Source organism: Mesorhizobium sp. LNHC221B00 (genome assembly GCF_000502935.1).
Lineage (GTDB): Bacteria > Pseudomonadota > Alphaproteobacteria > Rhizobiales > Rhizobiaceae > Mesorhizobium > Mesorhizobium opportunistum.
In genome coordinates this window covers 302,683-321,603 of sequence record NZ_AYWR01000011.1, presented here as the reverse complement: position 1 = coordinate 321,603, position 18,921 = coordinate 302,683, and the positions used below count along the sequence as shown (strand labels likewise).

At 59.0% G+C, this 18,921-nt stretch carries 16 protein-coding genes, 2 pseudogenes and 1 riboswitch; of the genes and pseudogenes, 9 read left to right on the top strand and 9 right to left on the bottom strand.

Translation table 11 applies throughout. The features are described 5' to 3' along the window. Positions 1-237 precede the first annotated feature (237 nt). The 6 genes from glyA (at position 238) to X741_RS150875 (ending at position 7,281) form a co-directional block, all read left to right on the top strand. Positions 238-1,575 (top strand): serine hydroxymethyltransferase, encoded by a 1,338-nt coding sequence (gene glyA, locus X741_RS150850; RefSeq protein ID WP_023778356.1) that lies wholly within the window; start codon positions 238-240, stop codon positions 1,573-1,575. Positions 1,576-1,628: 53 nt separating this feature from the next. Continuing rightward, positions 1,629-2,804: a methionine adenosyltransferase gene (gene metK, locus X741_RS150855; protein ID WP_023778355.1), complete on the top strand. Its 1,176-nt coding sequence runs from the start codon at positions 1,629-1,631 to the stop codon at positions 2,802-2,804. Between the two features lie 106 nt (positions 2,805-2,910). Continuing rightward, the gene (locus X741_RS150860) at positions 2,911-3,903 is read left to right on the top strand and encodes an adenosine kinase (protein WP_023778354.1); all 993 of its coding nucleotides are present in this window, start codon (positions 2,911-2,913) and stop codon (positions 3,901-3,903) included. A gap of 429 nt (positions 3,904-4,332) precedes the next feature. Then, on the top strand, positions 4,333-4,482 hold the full coding sequence (locus tag X741_RS1000000171025) for a hypothetical protein (protein ID WP_023778352.1): 150 nt from the start codon (positions 4,333-4,335) through the stop codon (positions 4,480-4,482). A gap of 78 nt (positions 4,483-4,560) precedes the next feature. Beyond that, a complete protein-coding gene (locus tag X741_RS150870) occupies positions 4,561-6,768 on the top strand; it encodes a P-loop NTPase fold protein (protein ID WP_023778351.1) in 2,208 nt (735 codons plus the stop codon). Between the two features lie 117 nt (positions 6,769-6,885). Next, a complete protein-coding gene (locus X741_RS150875) occupies positions 6,886-7,281 on the top strand; it encodes a hypothetical protein (protein WP_023778350.1) in 396 nt (131 codons plus the stop codon). 498 nt (positions 7,282-7,779) lie between these two features. Here X741_RS150875 and X741_RS150880 read toward each other — a convergent pair whose 3' ends face one another. The 4 genes from X741_RS150880 to X741_RS1000000171495 all read right to left on the bottom strand — a co-directional run bounded on the left by X741_RS150880 (position 7,780) and on the right by X741_RS1000000171495 (position 9,124). Beyond that, positions 7,780-8,073 carry a hypothetical protein gene (locus tag X741_RS150880; protein ID WP_023778348.1) on the bottom strand — a complete coding sequence of 98 codons (294 nt, stop codon included), beginning with the start codon at positions 8,071-8,073 and terminating at the stop codon, positions 7,780-7,782. Between the two features lie 80 nt (positions 8,074-8,153). Next, a complete protein-coding gene (locus X741_RS01000000166795) occupies positions 8,154-8,489 on the bottom strand; it encodes a hypothetical protein (RefSeq protein WP_348625686.1) in 336 nt (111 codons plus the stop codon). A 61-nt stretch (positions 8,490-8,550) separates the two neighbouring features. Then, positions 8,551-8,979 carry a recombinase family protein gene (locus X741_RS01000000166790; RefSeq protein WP_280940338.1) on the bottom strand — a complete coding sequence of 143 codons (429 nt, stop codon included), beginning with the start codon at positions 8,977-8,979 and terminating at the stop codon, positions 8,551-8,553. Continuing rightward, a complete protein-coding gene (locus X741_RS1000000171495) occupies positions 8,906-9,124 on the bottom strand; it encodes a recombinase family protein (RefSeq protein ID WP_280940337.1) in 219 nt (72 codons plus the stop codon). The genes X741_RS01000000166790 and X741_RS1000000171495 overlap by 74 nt, the downstream gene beginning before the upstream one ends. Positions 9,125-9,251: 127 nt before the next feature. Between X741_RS1000000171495 and X741_RS01000000166785 the strand changes: the two are divergent. From X741_RS01000000166785 to metE, 3 genes and pseudogenes are all read left to right on the top strand, one after another. Beyond that, positions 9,252-10,047: pseudogene (locus tag X741_RS01000000166785) on the top strand (IS21 family transposase); the annotation flags it as partial. A 109-nt stretch (positions 10,048-10,156) separates the two neighbouring features. Then, a pseudogene (locus tag X741_RS01000000166780) lies at positions 10,157-10,836 on the top strand (transposase). A 548-nt stretch (positions 10,837-11,384) separates the two neighbouring features. After that, a riboswitch (cobalamin riboswitch) is annotated at positions 11,385-11,587 on the top strand. A 93-nt stretch (positions 11,588-11,680) separates the two neighbouring features. Further along, entirely contained in the window at positions 11,681-14,032 is a 2,352-nt protein-coding gene (metE, locus tag X741_RS150890) for a 5-methyltetrahydropteroyltriglutamate--homocysteine S-methyltransferase (protein ID WP_031250155.1), read from the top strand. 240 nt (positions 14,033-14,272) lie between these two features. On the opposite strand, the gene X741_RS150895 is transcribed toward metE, so the two are convergent. The 5 genes from X741_RS150895 to X741_RS150915 form a co-directional block, all read right to left on the bottom strand. Beyond that, complete coding sequence (locus X741_RS150895; protein ID WP_023680922.1) at positions 14,273-14,569, bottom strand: hypothetical protein; 297 nt, start codon at positions 14,567-14,569, stop codon at positions 14,273-14,275. Then, the gene (locus X741_RS150900) at positions 14,569-16,191 is read right to left on the bottom strand and encodes an IS66 family transposase (RefSeq protein ID WP_023778342.1); all 1,623 of its coding nucleotides are present in this window, start codon (positions 16,189-16,191) and stop codon (positions 14,569-14,571) included. The genes X741_RS150895 and X741_RS150900 overlap by 1 nt, the downstream gene beginning before the upstream one ends. A gap of 62 nt (positions 16,192-16,253) precedes the next feature. Then, positions 16,254-16,601, bottom strand: a complete 348-nt coding sequence (gene tnpB / locus X741_RS150905) for an IS66 family insertion sequence element accessory protein TnpB (protein WP_023778341.1) — start codon at positions 16,599-16,601, stop codon at positions 16,254-16,256. Next, positions 16,598-16,972 (bottom strand): transposase, encoded by a 375-nt coding sequence (locus X741_RS150910; protein ID WP_023778340.1) that lies wholly within the window; start codon positions 16,970-16,972, stop codon positions 16,598-16,600. Before X741_RS150910 ends, tnpB begins: the two co-directional genes overlap by 4 nt. A 324-nt stretch (positions 16,973-17,296) precedes the next feature. After that, complete coding sequence (locus X741_RS150915) at positions 17,297-18,352, bottom strand: cytochrome-c peroxidase (protein WP_023778339.1); 1,056 nt, start codon at positions 18,350-18,352, stop codon at positions 17,297-17,299. Positions 18,353-18,921: the final 569 nt, after the last annotated feature.

Genomic DNA, 18,921 nt, shown 5'->3' with positions numbered 1-18,921 from the left:
TGCTCGCCAGAGCCGACTTTCTTTGCTGCAACGAACAGCCTCCGTGGCGCTCGTACCATCTCAAAGCAGGATCCAACGACGGCGGGCTGGTTCAATTATTGGTCGATCTCCTGCCCCATCGCGACGGCTATCATAAACAGGACCTGCAGCGGCTCGAAGCGGTGCGAGACACGCGGCCGAAGGGGACCGCGTGCTTGATCGTGAAATAGGTCAATTCAATTGGAGCGCGAAGCTACCATGGACAACTCCGCAGACGGCGCGATCGCACAGCCCGACACCCACGGGCGGTCTTCCTTGGCCGCGGTTGATTGCCGCGTTCACGAGCTGCTTCTGAGACAGGAGCGGCAGGAGCGGACGACCCTCAAGCTCATCGCCTCAGAGAACTTTGCGTCCTCGGCCGTTCTGGAAGCGAACGGCTCGATTTTCACGAACAAGTACGCCGAGGGGTACCCCGGTGCGCGCTACTACGCTGGAAACGAGATCGTTGATGAGCTTGAGAATCTGGCCATTGAGCGCCTGAAAACATTATTTGGCAGCGAGCATGCCAACGTCCAGCCTTATTCCGGCTCGCCGGCCAACCAGGCTGTCTATCGTGCGCTTTTGAGTCCCGGTGACAAAGTCATGGGCTTGCCCCTTCCGGAAGGGGGCCATCTGACTCATGGTTGGGCCATCAACTTTTCCGGAACTGACTATCAACGCGTGCCCTATGGACTAGATGAAAAGACACAGCAGATTGACTATGACCGCTTGCGCGAGACAGCCAAGCGGGAACGGCCGCGGCTCATTTGGGTCGGCGGAACTGCTTACCCGCGTGTCTTTGACTACGCGGCAATGGCAGAAATCGCCCTGGAAGCGAACTCCTATCTCGTAGCCGACATTGCGCACATCAGCGGCCTGATTGCCGCAGGAGCGCACCCGAATCCCGTGGGCCATTGCGACGTGGTCAGCAGCACGTCCCACAAGTCGATCCGCGGTCCCCGCGGTGGCTTCATTTTGTCAAGGAACGAAGATCGCTATCAGTCGCTGTATCATACAAAGAGCAAATACAATCTCGCCAGACGAATAGACCGGGCGGTCTTCCCTCACCTGCAAGGCGGGCCCCACATGAATGCCATCGCTGCGCTAGCGGTTGCCTTGCACGAAGCCGCGAACCCGTCCTTCCGAAGCTACGGCCAACAGACGGTCAAGAATGCCAAGGCTCTGGCACATGCACTGCTTGAGCGAGGTTATGACCTGGTGACCGGGGGGACGGACAATCACATGCTGATCCTTGATCTTCGCGATCGGCCACTATCGGGCAAGGCCTATGCCGAGCGACTAGCAAAGGCAGGAATCATCACAAACTTTAATATGGTGCCTGGCGACCCGCGGCATCCGGCGGTCACAAGCGGAATTCGCCTGGGGGCGCCAGCAGTGACGTCAATGGGCATGCGCGATGTGGAAATGGTGCAAATTGCTGGCTTCATTGACTCCGTCCTCCAGCGGCCAGACGACGAAGATCTCCATGCCTGCGTGCGAAGAGACGTTGCCGACTTGTGCGCTGCGTTCGAGGTCCCGGGCATCTGCGACAAGTAAGGTCGGCCAAGCAAAATGCCCATACCACATCCAACACCCGAAGCGAGGTATTCATGGCTAGGCAGTTCGTGTTCTCTTCCGAATCGGTTGGCGCGGGGCACCCGGATAAGTTGGCCGACAACATCTCGGATGCCATCCTCGATGCCATCCTCCGCACAGATCCCAAGGCGCGCGTCGCCTGTGAAGCGTTGGTAAAATCAGGGATAGTCGTTCTGGCTGGCGAGATTACCAGCGATGCGCAGGTGGATTATAGCCAAGTTGCGCGCGATACGATTCTCGACATTGGGTACGACGACGAGGCCGTCGGCTTTGACGGCCGGCGTTGCGCCGTCGTTCATGCCCTCACCGAGCAGTCGCCCGACATCAGCCAAGGCGTTGACGAGGGAAGAGGGCAAGATCTCCAGCAGGGAGCGGGAGATCAGGGCCTCATGTTCGGCTACGCATGCCGCGAAACCGATACCCTGATGCCTTTGCCGATCCAGCTCGCTCATCGCTTGACGAAACGGCAGGCGTATGTCCGGAAGGCACAACAGCTTGGCTGGTTGCGTCCTGACATGAAATCCCAGGTCTCAGTGCGCTATGAGGGGTTTCGCCCGGTCGCCCTGGATACGATCGTGGTGTCGACGCAACATGACGAGCAGGTCTCGCAAGAGACTGTCCGCGAGGGCGTCATTGAGGAAATCATAAAGCCTGTCCTGCCGACCCACCTGGAGACGGAAGGCATCAGAATTCTGGTCAACCCGACGGGGCGGTTCGTAGTCGGCGGGCCGCGCGGCGACTGCGGTCTCACTGGACGCAAGATCATCGTCGATTCCTATGGCGGGATGGGTCGTCATGGCGGCGGCGCCTTCTCGGGCAAGGACCCGTCCAAGGTTGACCGCTCAGCTGCCTATGCGGCCCGCTATGTCGCAAAGAACATCGTCGCTAGCGGACTTGCGGACGTGTGCGAGGTGCAGCTTGCTTACGCAATCGGCGTGGCCAGTCCGGTTTCCGTCATGGTCAAAACGTTCGGGACAGCCAGGGTTGAGGAAAGCAGGATCGAGCGCCTCATTCTTGAGTTGTTCGATCTCAGACCGAAAGGCATTATCAAGATGCTTGATCTCTTACGCCCTATATACCGCAATACAGCGACCTATGGCCATTTCGGCCGTGAAGAGCCTGATTTCACCTGGGAGAAGACAGACAGGGCGGACGAATTGCGTCGCGAGGCAGGTCTCGCCGCCCCGTGAAGCCGCCGGCGAACGGATTGGCAAGCGGAAAGCCCATTCCCACCGGGCAGAGCCGCGCCTGGCAGGCGTGGCGAGAAGCCGACTCGGGTTTTTGGCGGAGATTTTGATGCCGGATTATGACGTGCTTTGCATCGGCAATGCCATTGTCGACATCATCGCCCAGTGCGACGAGGCATTCCTGGAGACCAACGGCATCATCAAGGGCGCGATGAACCTGATCGACACAAGGCGCGCCGAGCTGCTGTACAGCCGCATGGGCCCGGCGATCGAGGCCTCCGGCGGCAGTGCCGGCAACACGGCGGCCGGCGTCGCCAGCTTCGGCGGACGCGCCGCCTTCTTCGGCAAGGTCTCCAACGATGCGCTGGGCGAAATCTATGCGCACGACATCCATGCGCAGGGCGTCGCCTTCGACACCAAACCGCTCAAGGGCGAGCCGCCGACGGCACGCTCGATGATCTTCGTCACCCCCGATGGCGAGCGCTCGATGAACACCTATCTCGGCGCCTGCATCGAACTCGGCCCCGAGGATGTCGAAGCGGACAAGGCTTCGGGCGCCAAGGTCACTTATTTCGAGGGCTATCTGTGGGACCCGCCGCGCGCCAAGGAGGCGATCCGGCAGACGGCGAAGCTCGCGCACGAGGCCGGGCGCGAAGTGTCGATGACACTGTCGGATTCGTTTTGCGTCGACCGCTACCGCGACGAATTCCTTGAGCTGATGCGTTCGGGCACGGTCGACATCGTCTTTGCCAACAGCCACGAGATCAAGTCGCTCTACCAGACATCGTCGTTCGACGAGGCGCTGGCGCAGATCCGCAAGGACTGCAAGATCGCCGCCGTCACCCGCTCGGAAAAAGGCTCGGTGATCGTGCGCGGCGACGAGACCGTGATCATCGAGGCGACCGCCATCAAGGAGCTGGTCGACACGACGGGAGCCGGCGATCTCTACGCCGCCGGTTTCCTGCATGGCTACACGCAGGGCCGCAACCTCAAGACCTGCGGCGACCTTGGCTCGCTGGCGGCCGGCCTGGTGATCCAGCAGATCGGCCCAAGGCCAAGGCAGAATTTGCGCCGCGAGGCGGAACGGGCTGGGTTGCTGTAGATGCGCGGGCAACTAACCAGCTGCCCTACCGACGCGATCATCGCAGTGGCGGAACTGTGTCAAAGCTCGCTGATAGCGACAGCCATTCGCTTCGGAGAACTGACCGATGCTGCTGCCGTGAAGCTCGCTGGAAGGCGGTGCAAGGCGGGCTTGCCTTGACGGCATTCAGTCATCGAGATCGCCACCGGCATTTTCCAGAAGCTCAGCTTTACGAGTATGCCTATCGTTCGGTGCCGATCCATTCCCGGGTTGCCGACATGGTGCAGGCCCAGCGCCTCCGCTGGCCCGAAAGTAAGCTGCTGTTCCCGTCCCATACCGACCAGAGCAAGCCCCGCGACAATTTCCGTAAGGGGCTGGAGCGGTTTAAGGCCCTCCCGGTGTGCCGGAGTATTTCCAGCTCTACGATCTTAAGCGGATTGCGATCTCCTCATGCTGACTCGCCAGGGCGTGTCGCACGAAGCCATATCCCACTACGTCGACCACAAGGGAAATCTGGAAACGACCATGATCTACGACCTTGGTCTCGTCGATCCCTTGCGCCCCGTCACCGAAAGACTCGGCGCCCTGCTCGGCATATAGGCTCCGACGCCGAATACTTAACCCTTTAGCCGATGAAATAAGATACAAATCTCCATCGATATCAGGCTAGATTATGCCATGTCATCTTCTGAAAGTTACTCGGTACGAGGCGACCGCGCCTTAGGCGCGGGCGATCAAGATAAACTTGGCTTCCGAGGGGTGGCCAAGCGTATTGCTACGTCATTGGTCGACCGGGCATCTGAGGACGGCCTAGTCGTCGGACTTGAGGGGGCTTGGGGTTCTGGAAAATCGAGCCTGCTATTTTTGGTCGGCGATGAGCTCGGCAACCTACCTCCCGAGGGAAGGCCGACAGTCATTCATTTTCGACCTTGGCTGATCGGCAATCGGGACGCCCTGATCGTTGGCCTTTTCGGCGAGTTTTCCAACCAGTTGGATCGACTGGCTCTCGCAGCTGGGGACGCTACGCCAATCTCAATCAAAAAGGCTAAAAACGCCGGCAAAGCCCTGCGCAGCTTCATGGGCGGATTAAGCAAGGCTGGAGGACTCATTGAAGTTGCAGGGGATTTTGCAGGGATTGGCGCGATTAAGCTCGCGGGCAAAGGCCTGAAAGCCGCAGGCGACATGGCCGGAAAACAAGCCGATCCTCAGTTGGCCACTCTCAAGGACCAACTTGTCGCGTCGTTGCGCGATCTTGGTCACCGTTTTGTCGTCACCATTGATGACGTGGATCGGTTGGAACCAACTGAAATTTTGGAAATTCTGCGCCTGGTAAGGTCTGTTGTCGATCTTCCGAACGTAATCTATCTGCTCTGCTACGATAGCGAAGTGCTGGCACATAGCATTCAGGAAGCCGCCAGTGTCCAGAACGGCGGGGCATTTCTCGAGAAGATCGTCCAACTGACCGTGATGGTGCCCAAGCCGGAAGCTTTCCAATTACGCCAGTGGTTTGCCGAGGCACTACAACAAATTGGAACAGCTAAGGATGAGGACGAGCGCGAGCGGCTACGCAAGGTCATCGATCACGAGGGCGGCCGGCAATTGCGGACTCCCAGATCGGTGGTTCGGGCATTAGATTCAGTTCGTTTCTTTTGGCCCCCTCTCCGGGAAATTGGCGCCGATCTGGCGGATCTGGTCTGGCTGCAGCTGATTAAAGACGGCAATCCGGCGTTGTATCGATGGATCGAAGAATACTGCGGAACGGCGGCGGCCCTGTCCTTGGGAACGGCCCGGGTGGATGAAGCGGAGAAAAGCCAGCAGGTGGATTCACTTGAGGCCGCAGCCGGTAAAAGCGTCTTTGACGACCATCTCTATCGGCATGCTTTCTCGGAACAGCTTGCTGGCGTTACCCCGAACTTCTCAAAAGCCGGACCTGCATTCCAGCTTTTCGAAAGAGTTGACGACCGAACGAGAGATGAGGCGATTCAAGGTCGGCGCCTGGCCAGCCCCGACCACTACAGGTTCTACTTCGCGATGGCCACACCATCCCACGCTCTGACGCAAAGTGATTTCGATGCCTTGCGGGACGCACTGACAGTTGGTCCCGATAAAACGACAGCGGTGCTGTTGACGTTGCAAAGCCAAAATGCGGCTGGAACTCTCACCAAGGCTGACTTGATGATCGAGCGGATGAAAGGTGGCGCCTACGAACTGTTAGACGGGAAGCAATGTCGAAACCTTCTTATGGCCTTGGCGAACAGCATGGACGAGGCATACCGTCTTCGTCCGTTCGACGGGTTTGCTTTCAGTTCATTGTGGGACAGGACGCTTCCGCTCGTAGCCCTGCTTTTGGCGCGGCTGAAACCCGCTCAACGCAGTACCACAACCCGTGACATGTTCGCAGAGGGCGCTGCAATCGGATGGCTTACTTTTGTGTTTCGGCATGAGATTTTTGCCCATGGCCGGTTCGGAGATCGGAGTCGTAACGAGAGCGACTGGGTATTGGCAACGGAGCAGCAGGTGGATGATGCTATCCGCATCATGCTCTCGCGGTACAATGCAATGACCCTCAAACACATTTTGCACTCCCCTCGCCCGCTAAGCCTTCTCTTCGCATGGCAGCAAGCCGGCGATGAGGAAGGCCCCCGGCGGTTGTTGGGCACTCACAGCAAATCGGACGAGGGGCTTTTACAAACTCTTGAAGGGCTCACCTCTCAGATCAACAGCAGTGATAGGGGAATCGTCACGGTGCTGTCTAGAGAAAATATCGAGCCATTTCTTGACTACGAGCAGGCAACAGGGCGAATAAAGGCACTCGCGTCGAAACCTAGATTCAAAGAGGCCGCTACTAAGATCATGAAGCTTATCGACGAAGGGAAGCAATTCTGAAACGCCCTTTTTACCGCGGATTTTTCTGACATCAGCGCTTAACGTCATTTTTTGACTGTGACGCAATGAACCAACGGCGATTTCGGCTGCAAATCCCACCAAAAGAAAGTACGGCTTATGGAAGCCCTGCAAGCGCTGGTGCTGACCAGCACGCAATTGCGTGACATGCTGACGGACGCTGCGAGACAAGGGGCGGCACTCGCCGTAGCCGAGCTCCGCGCTGATCTTCGCCAGTCGCCCGAAGATGCTACGTTACAGAAGCTCCGAAGCTACCTGACCGAACCGGCTTCCCTTTCCAATCCCCATGACCATTGGGCAGACAGCGGGCTGATCCGCCGGATTCAGGTTACCTCACGCGGAAAGCCAAGATCCACGGCGTGGTTCATGAAGTTCCAGAGGCAAACCGGCCTGCACGAGTGTTTTACTCGCCAAAGCCCCGCTTACGGCCGGCGGCGCGAATGGACATTTGCCGATATCGGGTTGGCGTGGGATGCTTACTACCGCAAACGGTAACATTCCATATTGCGTAGGGGCGATGACAGAGGGCAAATATCCGGGGGAGCTGGCCTCCCCGGAGCAGATTTATGAACTGGCTGAAGAGTACCGCAGAGCCGCAACCGAGCTCCTTAAACTCGGCCGATCCGGCAAGCCGCTTACTCGAGCGCCGTTTAGACTGTGCGCCATACACGCGATCGAACTCTACCTGACGGCGCTTTTGCTCCGCCGCGGGCACAACCCCAATCAGCTTCGCAAAATGCAGCACGACCTGTCGGCGCGGACGGAACATACCTTGGCAGCGGGGTTGCTACTTCGCGCGAAGACCGCCAAGCATCTTCAGTCCCTCAGTCAGAACCGTGAATACCTCGTAACTCGCTATGGGCCAGAAATGGCCGCAACCGCTTCACACCTAACGCGCCTTACCGCCACGCTCGAAGAGGTGGCGGTAAAGGTCACGGTATTGATCGGCCTACCGCCAAAAGCGCCGGCAGGCCCAGTTGCAGGCGGCGCGGCTCAGGGCCGGGATTCGGCGGCCTCGTTGTCCGCTGCGACAGCCAATTCGACAACGTGATGCAACAAGAATACATCAACGAGGTACGCGGCCTCGTCTCGTGAGATCGGCAACATGTTTGCGGTGATCTCACTATCTATATAGCCTTCGGGATCCCAAAGGCTTCGAGTCAGCTTCTCGTTGGCGGGCTCCATCCGCCCAATAATCCTTTCGAAAGCAGCGTTAGCGGCATCGATAAGCACGGTACGATCGGCCCCGGCAACAGGCAGGGACGCAATAACGGCATGGGTATCCATGACGGTTGTTTCCTTATGGGAACGGCGGTTTCTTACCTCAGCATTTTCGGTCGCCAGGCCGGTGCTGGTTAGTGTGGTGGCTAGTCCAAAGCGCCAGGCGCCACCTTATGCTCACGTGCGCAGGAGCAGGATACGCCGGAATTTTGCAGATGCAATCCGGCTTTCAGTGGATTGCGCCGCTCTCCAGAAGCGACCGAGGGAGCGGAGATGTAAGACAATTTCCCGGCGAAGATGGTCGCGCTCGCCATACCCACGGAAATCCTCCTGAGAATAGGTTGCACCTTGTTCCTCTTGGCCGGAGGCAGATCAGCGTCGCCAATCATATACCCGTCGTAATCCACCGCACACATATCGCAGCCAGTCTCTAAGATGTCTTGGACGAAGGCCGGGATGTCCTCTTTGCTCATCAGCTTCATCGGTACCTCTCTCATACACCAACATCGGCCCAGACCACCGCAGCAGCTTCAATATCGCGAATTAGGATGTGGCCGTCGAACTCTCCGTCCGTCGCACCCGCGCAAGGGTGCTTTCGCTCACCTGATAGTCGGCAACCAGCTGACGGATGTTGTCGCCGGCGGCGAACCTTGGCGCGATATCCTGGCGCTGCTGCGCAGTGAGCTTCGGCTTCCGGCCGAATTTCACGCCGCGCTCCATCGCTCGTTTGCGGCCGATCGCGGTACAGCGGAGGATGTTGCGGCGCTGCCAGTGCGCGGCCCAACCCACCACGAACATGATGAGATCGGCCATTTCCGAGGTCGTGTCTATGAACGGCTCGTCCAACAGTCGGAGACCAGCACCCTTGCGCTGGATGGCACGCAAGATCGTCAGCAGGTCAAGGGGATTGCGGGCTACACGGTCGGTTGCGATCGCCAGCACCTGGTCGCCTGGCCGAAGCTGGCGCAGCATGGCCTTTAGCCTTGGGTGTTGCGCATCCTTGCCACTTTTCTTCTCGTGGTAGATGCATGCGTTCGCAACCGGCAGCCTTCAGGCGGTCGAGCTGGTCCCCGAGGTCTTGGCCGTCGGTCGAGACGCGCGCATACCCGTACTTCATTCACATGCGCCTCCCCTGCTCTGTCAAAACTCACGAGATTTGCAACATCCCTGCCCTGATATTTTTGCCCATATCCTCGGTGCTGGGTCACGACTGTTTGCCTAAATTTTGCGCATAAAACCAATGTCGGATTTACGAGGAGCTTTGCAGCCTCGGCTACGAGGGAGGCTATGACGCCGTCCGCCGATACGCGAAGAACTGGGCGAAGGCGAGAGGGTCGGCGATGGCGGACGCCTATGTGCCGCTGTTCTTCGCGCCGGGCGAGGCCTACCAGTTCGACTGGAGCCACGAGATCGTCCTGATCAACGGCGTGACGGTGACCGTGAAGGTCGCCCATGTCCGGCTCTGCCACAGCCGCATGATGTTCGTCAGGGCCTATCCGCGCGAGACGCAGGAGATGGTGTCCGACGCCCACGACCGGGCCTTCGCCTTCTTCGGGGGCGCCTGCACGTCGCCGCTTCCTGCAGATGTGCAGCCATTATCTGGTGCAGCCGGTCGCCTGCACGCCGGCATCAGGCTGGGAGAAGGGTCAGGTCGAGAACCAGGTCGGGCTGGTGCGCGAGCGCTTCTTCACGCCGCGGCTGCGCTTCAAGACCTATGAGGAGCTGAACGCCTGGCTGCATGACAAGTGCGTCGCCTACGCCAAGGCGCATCGTCACGTGGAGCAACCGGAACGAACGATCTGGAACGTGTTCGAGGAGGAGCGCGGCAAGCTACTCGAATATCGCGGCCCCTTCGACGGATTTCATGTGATGCCGGCCTCGGTGTCGAAGACCTGCACGGTGCGCTTCGACAACAACAAATACTCGGTGCTGTCGACTGCGGTCGGAAGGCCCGTCGAGATCCAGGCCTATGCCGGCCGCATCGTCATCCGGCAAGACGGCGTTGTCGTCGCCGAACATGCCCGCTCCTTCGGGCGCGGCGACACGGGGGTCAGTTTTGGAAACGATGACGTAATTGCTGCCGTCGCTCCTTTGAACGAAGATTCGGCTGACGGCAAAAGCCGCCGACCATTGAGATCGAGGAGCCGCAGTGAAGCAATATGTCGGACTGGATGTGTCGCAGAGGGAGACAAGCGTCTGCGTGGTCGACGATAGTGGAAAGACGGTGTTCCAGGGAAAGGCAAAGTCCGATCCAGGAGCCTTGACGGAGCTGCTGCATAAACGTGCGCCTCACGCCGAGCGCATCGGATTTGAGACTGGTGCCATGTCCAGCTGGCTCTGGCACGAGCTGAAAAGGGTCGGACTGCCGGTCGTCTGCCTTGATGCTCGGCATGCAAAGGCAGCGCTTTCAGTCCGAATGAACAAGAGCGATGAGAACGATGCCCGCGGCCTGTCCCCGGCATCGGCGTGGTGACTGCGCTCACTTTCCGCCACACGATCGACGATCCCTCGCGCTTTCGCTCGGCCGCCAATGTGGGTGCCTATCTCGGCCTAACGCCGCGACGAAAGCAGTCCGGTGAAACGGATATCAATGGCCGCGTCTCACGCTGGGGCGATCGGCTGTTGCGAACCTACCTGTACGAGGCGGCCAGCGTGCTCCTGCACCGGACGAAGAAATGGTCCACCCTGAAAGCCTGGGGGATGCGTCTGTCAAGACGGATCGGTTTGAAGAAGGCAAATGTGGCGGTCGCACGGAAGATTGCCGTTCTCCTTCATTGCATTTGGGTTGACGGCACCAGCTTTGAGTGGGGTAACGAAAAGATGGCTTAGTCGACTCCACCCCAAACGAGTTCTCGGGCCGCTATCAACGCGGAACTCGTGATGTCCCCGCCGGGACGGTGGTTGCGGCGACCTCGGTCAAACGGCTGACAGCAGTTTACCTGCATCTCGTTGGAAACGTTGAGGCGCCCGACCCGAACATCATCATGAGGCATTCGACCTCGGAAAGGACCATGACCCCGGCGATGGCAGTGCGAGATCCGGATTGACAACTACCCGCAATTAAAGGGCCGTTTGACACCTACCGCACCGCGAAATCGGTTGGGGCTCATCCTGCACACTTTCCGCAGCCTCGGTGTTGGCTCGGCGCTCGCGGATCACCAGCGTCCTTTGAGCGGTAGCGCTTTTCAGGTTGAGGTTAAAGTCCTCCGATTGTTGTGGCTCCGCACGGCCTCCATTAGTTGGACAATGGGGGCAGCGGTGCAGCGGCGGCAAATGGACGACTCACTGTTTCACAATGTTAGACAAGCGTAAAAGCGCGATGACATAACCACATAAACATTTCGTTATGCGCCATTGACAAGAGAAGGGATTGCTGTGATTGTCTGGCGTGTCGTGGTTCTCGCGTGCGGCGCTGCCGCAGCGGAGCTAAGAGGGAAGCCGGTGCGATGCCGGCGCTGCCCCCGCAACTGTTAGCGGCGAGCCAACCCCACTCATGTCACTGAGGCGAATACCCTCGGGAAGACGGGTAGAGGCTATGACCCCGCGAGCCAGGAGACCTGCCACGACGAATTACGTCCACGGGCGGGGTGTCTCGGTGGCCGCTGCAACCCGGGCGTGCCGGGCCTGCTAGCGCCTTCCTTGTCACCGACGCCCCCAACCATCGGGGTATGACATGACTGTCTCTCAGCAAATTCCTGTAGCAACGCTCGGCGTGCCGCGCTTCGGTCGTCGGCGAGAACTGAAATTCGCCCTTGAAAGCTACTGGTCCGGAAAATCGTCCGCTGGCGACCTTCTTGGAACGTCGAAGGCACTCCGTGCCGCTAGCTGGGAGGAGCAGCGCGATCGCGGCGTGTCGAAAATACCGTCAAACGACTTCTCGCTTTACGACCATGTGCTCGACACCGCAGCTATGGTCGGCGCCATTCCCTCCCGTTACGGCTGGAATAGCGGCGAGGTCCCACTTGACATCTACTTCGCAATGGCGCGCGGCAACCAGGGTCAGACGGAGGATTGTGCACACGCTGGTCACCAGGAGGCGGCTCATGGGCCCGGTGTAACCGCGATGGAAATGACCAAGTGGTTTGACACAAACTACCACTACATTGTGCCGGAACTGGATGATGATCAGACGTTCGCCCTCTCGTCGACGAGACCCGTCGATTACTTCCTCGAGGCCAAAGCTCTCGGCATTCACACACGCCCAGTCATCCTTGGACCCATCACCTTCCTCAAGCTGGCGAAATCGCCTGCCGAAGGGTTCGATCCTATCGCGCTCCTACCGCGGCTGCTGCCTGTTTACGAGCAACTCCTGCAGAGGCTGAAGCTGTCGGGAGCCGACTGGGTGCAGATCGATGAGCCAGCGCTTGTCCTCGATCTGAACTCCAACGAACGAGCTGCGTTCGAGTTCGCCTATGGCCAGCTGTCGAAAGCCGCGCCCGAGCTGAAGATCATGCTGGCTACATATTTCGGGCATCTGGGAGACAATCTCGAAACCGCGGTTTCTCTGCCCCTGGCCGGGCTGCATATTGATCTCGTGCGCGCTCCCGAGCAGCTGGAAACGGTGGGTCGGCTCGCTCCGAAGGATCTGGTGCTCTCGCTTGGCTTGATCGACGGCCGCAACGTCTGGCGTGCGAACCTGCCCGCCATTCTCGACCGCATCAAACCGATCGTCGCCGGCTGGCCCTTGGACCGCGTCGAGATCGCGCCTTCTTGCTCGATGCTGCATGTGCCGATCGACCTGCGCATGGAGACGGAACTCGACGCCGACATCAGCTCGTGGCTCGCCTTCGCGGCCCAGAAGACTGACGAATTGGTGTTGCTGGCCCGGGCCCTGTCCCAAGGCAGAGATGCGGTGGCTGGCGCGTTGAAAGCGTCTGCCGAGGCTGCCGCCACGCGCGTGACATCCACGAGGATCCATGACCCGCTTGTTCAGGGGCGGATCGCTAGCATTGACGACAGCGCGAAGCGACGAGAGAGCGCTTTTGCCGAGCGCTCCAGAGTCCAAGCCGGCTCACTCGGGCTGCCGCCGTTCCCGACGACGACCATCGGGTCCTTCCCGCAGACGCCGCAGGTACGCAAGGCGCGGGCCGCTCATGCGAAGGGCCAGCTGAGCTATGTCGACTACGAGACGTTCCTGAGGAAGGAGATCGAGGCTGCAATTCGCTGGCAGGAAGAGATCGGGCTGGACGTGCTGGTGCACGGTGAATTCGAGCGAAACGACATGGTACAGCATTTCGGCGAGCAGCTGTCTGGCTTCGCCTTCACCCAGCATGCCTGGGTACAAAGCTATGGGTCGCGCTACGTGCGTCCCCCCATCATTTTCGGCGACGTATCGAGGCGCAATCCGATGACAGTGCGCTGGTGGCAATTCGCGCAGTCGCTTACGGAAAAGCCCGTGAAGGGAATGCTCACAGGCCCAGTCACCATTCTCAACTGGTCTTTTGTTCGCGACGACGTACCCCGCTCCGAAGCCTGCCGCCAGATCGCGCTCGCCATCCGCGACGAAGCGACGGATCTCGAAAGATCCGGCGCAAGGATGGTCCAGATCGATGAGGCCGCGTTTCGCGAAGGATTGCCACTGCGCCAATCTGACTGGAAAGTCTATCTCGACTGGGCTGTCGAATGCTTCCGGATCGCTTCAACGGGTGTAAAGGACGCGACTCAAATTCATACCCACATGTGCTATTCGGAGTTCAACGAGATCATTCACGCGATCGCTGGAATGGATGCGGATGTCATTTCGATTGAGACGTCGCGCTCGAAGATGGAACTTTTGGACGCCTTCACGAACTCCAAATATCCGAACGAAATCGGTCCCGGCGTCTATGATATTCACTCACCACGCGTCCCGGAAGTCGGCGAGATTTCGGACTTAGTCATGCTTGCCCGCGAGCGACTGTCCGATGGCCAACTGTGGATAAACCCGGACTGTGGCCTCAAAACACGCAAATGGGAGGAGGTCCGCCCTGCCCTCATGAACATGGTCGCTGCAGCACGCGCGCTCCGGCAGAAAGTGCAGGCGTGAGGCTTCTCTTCCTCACAGTGTGGGGAGTTGCCGGCTGGCGGATGTCGGCCGGGAATATGCCAAACCGATCACACTCTTGGAAATAAGCCACACGGCGAAAATGTGCAATTTTCCTTCGGCACGTGTCCTCATCCCGCAGAAATATAAATGTGACACTACGCTATAGTATTGGTCCTTGGGAACATACCGGCCCCGCGCCTCGAACAAATCGTACACACGTCGTTTGTAACCGCCCGGTTGTTACCGCGGAGATTTCGCTTTGATGCGAGCGATGAGTTCCTGGTCATCGACGAAGGCTTCGAGGAAGTCACTCCATTCGTCAGCGGTGCGGCGCGCATGGGTAAGCATTTGCTCCAGCTCTTCCATTCCGTCGCGGGTGAGCGAAGTTATTGCCTCGTCCGGTCCGGTGTAGACGCTGATGATGCTGCCGTAGCTCAGGTTGTCATCATTGCTGACGATCGCCTGAAGGAGTTCGGCATCTTCATCGAGCAATTTGGCGACGTAGTCGATGCTGAACACATGGGTCACCGTTGCCATCAGGCAGCCTCGGCGGAGATGGCGGTGACAGGTGACCAATTCCAGGGAAGCAACTCGTCGAGGCGATTGATCTTGTGATCTTGGATGCGGTCGAGCACGTCTGCGAGATATGCCTGCGGATCGATGCCGTTCATCTTGGCCGTCTCGATGATTGTCATGGCGCGAGCCAGGGTCTCCGCGCCGGTGTCGGCGCCGGCAAATAGCCAGTTTTTTCTTCCGATTCCAATCGGGCGCAGGGCTCGCTCGGCGGCATTGTTGTCCATGGCGACGCGGCCGTCTTCGAGGAACAGGCACAATGATGGCCAGCGGCTCAGGCCATAACGGAAGGCTTTTGCCAAATCGCTCTTGCCCGGAATGCGGGTCAGTTGCGTTTCGATCCAGACACGGAATGCCCCGATCTTTGGTTTGCTATGCTTCTGACGTGCGGCAAGGCGGGCATCGGCAGGCTGACCCGCAATGCCGTGCTCGATGTCATAAAGCGCACCGATACGGTCGAGAGCCTCGCATGCGATCTCGGATTTGTTCGAGGTCCAGATATCATGGAAGTCGCGTCGCCAATGCGCCCAGCATGCCGCTTCTCGGAAGCGGGATTTTCCATCGGCTCCAGGCTCATAAAGCTTGCCGTAGCCTTTGTAGCCGTCAGCTTGGAGGATGCCGCTTGTCTGCCTCAGATGGCGGAGGACGTGGTCTTCCTTCCAGTCCGGAGCAAAGTAGTAGACCGCGCCAGGCGGAGCGCCGCCCGCCCATGGGCGTTGATCGCGGACATATGTCCAGATCCTGCCTTTCTTTACGCCTTTCCCCAGCCCTTTGTCCTGCATGGAGCGATCCAGCACCCGGATCGGGGTATCGTCGGCATGAAGAAGGTCGCTGGCCATGATCACGGTTCCGATCCGCTCGATCAGGGGCTGAAGCACCTGCATGGCGCGACCGCACCAATCGACCAACGTACTGTCGGGGATGTCGGCACCCATGCGGGCGAAGATTTCGTTCAGGCGATACAATGGCAGGTGATCGTCGAACTTCGAGACCAGGATGTAAGCCAGAAGGCAGGCTCCCGCCATGCTGCCTGGTATCGGACGGCTGGGCGCGGGCAACTGCACCATCTTTTCGCAGCAGCGGCAGGATTTCTTCAACCGAGCGACCTCGATGACCTTCATCTGCGCGGCGATCATGTCGAGGATTTCGCTTGTGTCTTCGCCCACAAGACGTAGTTCACCGCCACAGGCGGGGCAGCAGGCGCCGGGATCGAGCTCCCTGCGCTCGCGAACTGCCTTGTGCGACACGCGCGGACGCCGGCGCGTGATCCTTTCGGGCGCGTTCGTCATAGGCGCGAGAGACGCTGCCTCGTCGGCCTCATTGATTGGCCCGGCATTGCTCTCCGCCGCGGCGATCAAAAGATCCTCCAGCGCCAGTTCCAGCTGCTGGATTTCCCGCTCGACTTTTTCCGAAGACTTGCCGAAGACCTGTTTCTTCAGCCGGGCAATGCGCAGCCGCAAGGCCTGGATCAACTGGTCATGCGCCTGCAACGTCGCCGACATCTTCGCATTTTCCGCCTGCAAGGCGGCGATCATCGCCTTCAGAAAGGCAGGATCGTCTGGAAGATTTTCGGCGACATTCGGCATGCACCTGACTACCATAAGTCAGGACGAGTAGCCATAAAAACCATTAGATTCAGAGAGATAAATCACCCGACACGCGCCGGCGGCGCACCCCAATTGGGGCGTCGCCAGTCAATTCCTTCCCACAACATCGCCATTTGCGCTGACGTCAGCCGGGCCGTCCCGTCGGCCGCCGACGGCCACGGAAAGCGGCCCTTCTGCAAGACCTTGTAATAAAGACAGAACCCCTGGCCATCAAAATAAAGAAGCTTCAAACGGTCGCCACGCCTTCCCCGAAAGGCGAAGACCGCGCCTCCCGTCGGCTTCTGGCGCAACACATCCTGCGTCAGTGCAGCCAAACCCTCGATCCCTTTGCGCATGTCCGTGAACCCGCAGGCAAGGTACACCCGAACCCCAGTTCCCGGTCCGATCATGCTATCTCAACCGCCTGGATAAGCCGAGTCAGAGTGGCGGTATCGATCTCTCTGTCAAAGCGCAGGTTGCGCCCACAGCATAGTTGCAATTCGACCAGCGCTGACAATCTGTCGGTGCCTTTGCCCATACAGAGTTCGCTCCGCGCCACGGGCATGTCCACGGGAAGGAACATGGGACCCGCCGACGGCAACAGGAGCCCCTTCCTCCTCAGCTCTCGCCGCCAGGTGTAAATCTGCTGCCGTGTCACATCATGCCGCTCGGCAACCTCAGTCACAGTCGCCCCGTCAATTCCAACCGACATGACGATGTCGAGCTTCTTCTTATCACCCCAGCGACGACGCCGTTCAGCACCAAGAATCTCGACACGCATCGCAAACCTCGCACAAGACACGTCGCAAACGACGTCGTTAAACACGTGTCATAGGACATCACGACGATGTCAGGCAGGCGGTGACAATCGGGCGGTTACCGTCGTTTCTCAAAGTAGACTGCTTGGCGCGTTCGCTCAGGCGGCGACAATATATGATGCTGCGCGTCTGTCCGCTTCCCCAGTTGATTCGCGCAGACTACGGGCGAGGTGGCAGGTTTCGGGTATTGCTAGCGTCCCGCCAATTCGGAAATGGACCTCGCGATTCGTCCGTCCAAGTAAGAGTCGCATCATTGTCGATTGCCACGTCCGCAGCCAGCTGGCCCTTTATTTTCCTGAGATCTGCGTTACAGGCCGGGGCGTTGTCGCCGTTTCGGAGGGTAAGATGGGATAGGCGACCTCGGGTGCCTCTCCGGTCAGCGAGTTGAGGAAGGCAACAAGCAGGTCTACTTCTTCGTCCGCCAGTACTACGCCAAGCTGGGTGGTCCCCATAATAGCGACGGCCTGTTTCAGATCCCAAACCTTGCCCGAATGAAAGTATGGCGCGGTGAGTGCAACGTTGCGCAGCGGCGCCACGCGGAAAACATAGTAGTCATCGGCTGCATTGGTGACCGCAAATCGGCCCTTGTCTTTTTCCGGCAGGACCACGGCGCTGGGCTGTTCCACGAGGCCGAATGGGAAATAGGCTTGCCCACCAACGTTGATGCCGGCATGGCAGGACGAGCAGCCTTTGTCCATGAAAAGCGCCAGGCCCTGTTTCTGTTCGGAAGTCATGGCAACCTCATCACCATTCAGGAAGCTGTCGAACGGGGCCGGTGTGACCAGTGTCGCCTCGAAGGCTTCGATTGCCTTGGCGAAGTTGTCGAAGGTGACCCGATCGGCTTCAGCCGGAAAAGCTGCATCGAACCACTCGACATATTGCGGCATGGACTTGAGCGTGGCGATGACTTGGTCCGGTGTATTGGCCATTTCGATGCCGGCTTGGACCGGTCCCTTCGCCTGAGCCTTCAGGTCTGCGGCACGACCATCCCAGAACTGAGCGATGTTGAAGACAGCGTTCAGTACAGTCGGCGCGTTGCGCTGTCCCTTCTGCCAACCATGGCCGATCGAGGTTTCGTGATTGTCGTCGCCGCCGGTGGCCAGGTTGTGGCACGAGTTGCACGACACGACGCCTGACGCCGAGACGCGTGGATCGAAGAACAGTGCCTTCCCGAGAGCAATCTTTTCCGGGGTGATCGGGTTGTTGGCGACTGTCGGCGTGGTGGATGGCAAAGCCCTGAAGGTGGCCAATGCCGTATCTCTGAGGTCGGTGGGGATCGAATCCGCAGCAAAGGCGGCGGGTGCCAGCAAGGTGACAGCCATCGTTCTGAATAGGATTTTCATAAATGGTCTTCCTGCGTCGTGCACGCAGCCACTATGCGATCTGCGGCTCATGAACGCCCTGAGCTAGATCAGCTGAGGGAGAGGACCGGGGTCTGACACCTGTTTTCGCGGCTGAGCTGGGACCCTCTTGGAAGTGATCGCTCTTCTCCATTGGACTTCAGGGGGAAGGAGTACCCCTGCTCGGCGCCGTTTGTATGCATCAAAGCACGCCCTGGTGGCGGCTTCGTAGATTCGGTCACTGCGATCCTCCCGCCATCGTTGAGAAAGTCGATAGCATCCGCAAGACTGGCAATCTCTTGCACGATGTGCGCTGCACGCCTTGCGAAAAGTGAGCTTCTGAAACCTCAGGGTTCATTCGTTCCTCCTGACCTGCTGATTGCGTGAATCGGCCTTATTGGCACCCGCCGACTGCACATTGTGATGTCACCAGCGATGGCGGTTTCAATACCTAAGCAGCGACGGTCTATGCGATAGTATAGATGTCCTATCGGAATAGCCGGTCCGCCTTGTCGATCGTCACACCGGCATATAGCTCCGCTTCTACGAACATCCCATCACGCGAGGAAAGA

Bases quoted from the DNA above. Each gene is read 5' to 3' on its own strand.
- glyA (WP_023778356.1), top strand. From the start codon at position 238: ATGGACAACTCCGCAGACGGCGCGATCGCACAGCCCGACACCCACGGG.
- metK (WP_023778355.1), top strand. From the start codon at position 1,629: ATGGCTAGGCAGTTCGTGTTCTCTTCCGAATCGGTTGGCGCGGGGCAC.
- X741_RS150860 (WP_023778354.1), top strand. From the start codon at position 2,911: ATGCCGGATTATGACGTGCTTTGCATCGGCAATGCCATTGTCGACATC.
- X741_RS1000000171025 (WP_023778352.1), top strand. From the start codon at position 4,333: ATGCTGACTCGCCAGGGCGTGTCGCACGAAGCCATATCCCACTACGTC.
- X741_RS150870 (WP_023778351.1), top strand. From the start codon at position 4,561: ATGTCATCTTCTGAAAGTTACTCGGTACGAGGCGACCGCGCCTTAGGC.
- X741_RS150875 (WP_023778350.1), top strand. From the start codon at position 6,886: ATGGAAGCCCTGCAAGCGCTGGTGCTGACCAGCACGCAATTGCGTGAC.
- X741_RS150880 (WP_023778348.1), bottom strand. From the start codon at position 8,073: ATGGATACCCATGCCGTTATTGCGTCCCTGCCTGTTGCCGGGGCCGAT.
- X741_RS01000000166795 (WP_348625686.1), bottom strand. From the start codon at position 8,489: ATGAAGCTGATGAGCAAAGAGGACATCCCGGCCTTCGTCCAAGACATC.
- X741_RS01000000166790 (WP_280940338.1), bottom strand. From the start codon at position 8,979: ATGCTGCGCCAGCTTCGGCCAGGCGACCAGGTGCTGGCGATCGCAACC.
- X741_RS1000000171495 (WP_280940337.1), bottom strand. From the start codon at position 9,124: ATGAAGTACGGGTATGCGCGCGTCTCGACCGACGGCCAAGACCTCGGG.
- metE (WP_031250155.1), top strand. From the start codon at position 11,681: ATGACTGTCTCTCAGCAAATTCCTGTAGCAACGCTCGGCGTGCCGCGC.
- X741_RS150895 (WP_023680922.1), bottom strand. From the start codon at position 14,569: ATGGCAACGGTGACCCATGTGTTCAGCATCGACTACGTCGCCAAATTG.
- X741_RS150900 (WP_023778342.1), bottom strand. From the start codon at position 16,191: ATGCCGAATGTCGCCGAAAATCTTCCAGACGATCCTGCCTTTCTGAAG.
- tnpB (WP_023778341.1), bottom strand. From the start codon at position 16,601: ATGATCGGACCGGGAACTGGGGTTCGGGTGTACCTTGCCTGCGGGTTC.
- X741_RS150910 (WP_023778340.1), bottom strand. From the start codon at position 16,972: ATGCGTGTCGAGATTCTTGGTGCTGAACGGCGTCGTCGCTGGGGTGAT.
- X741_RS150915 (WP_023778339.1), bottom strand. From the start codon at position 18,352: ATGAAAATCCTATTCAGAACGATGGCTGTCACCTTGCTGGCACCCGCC.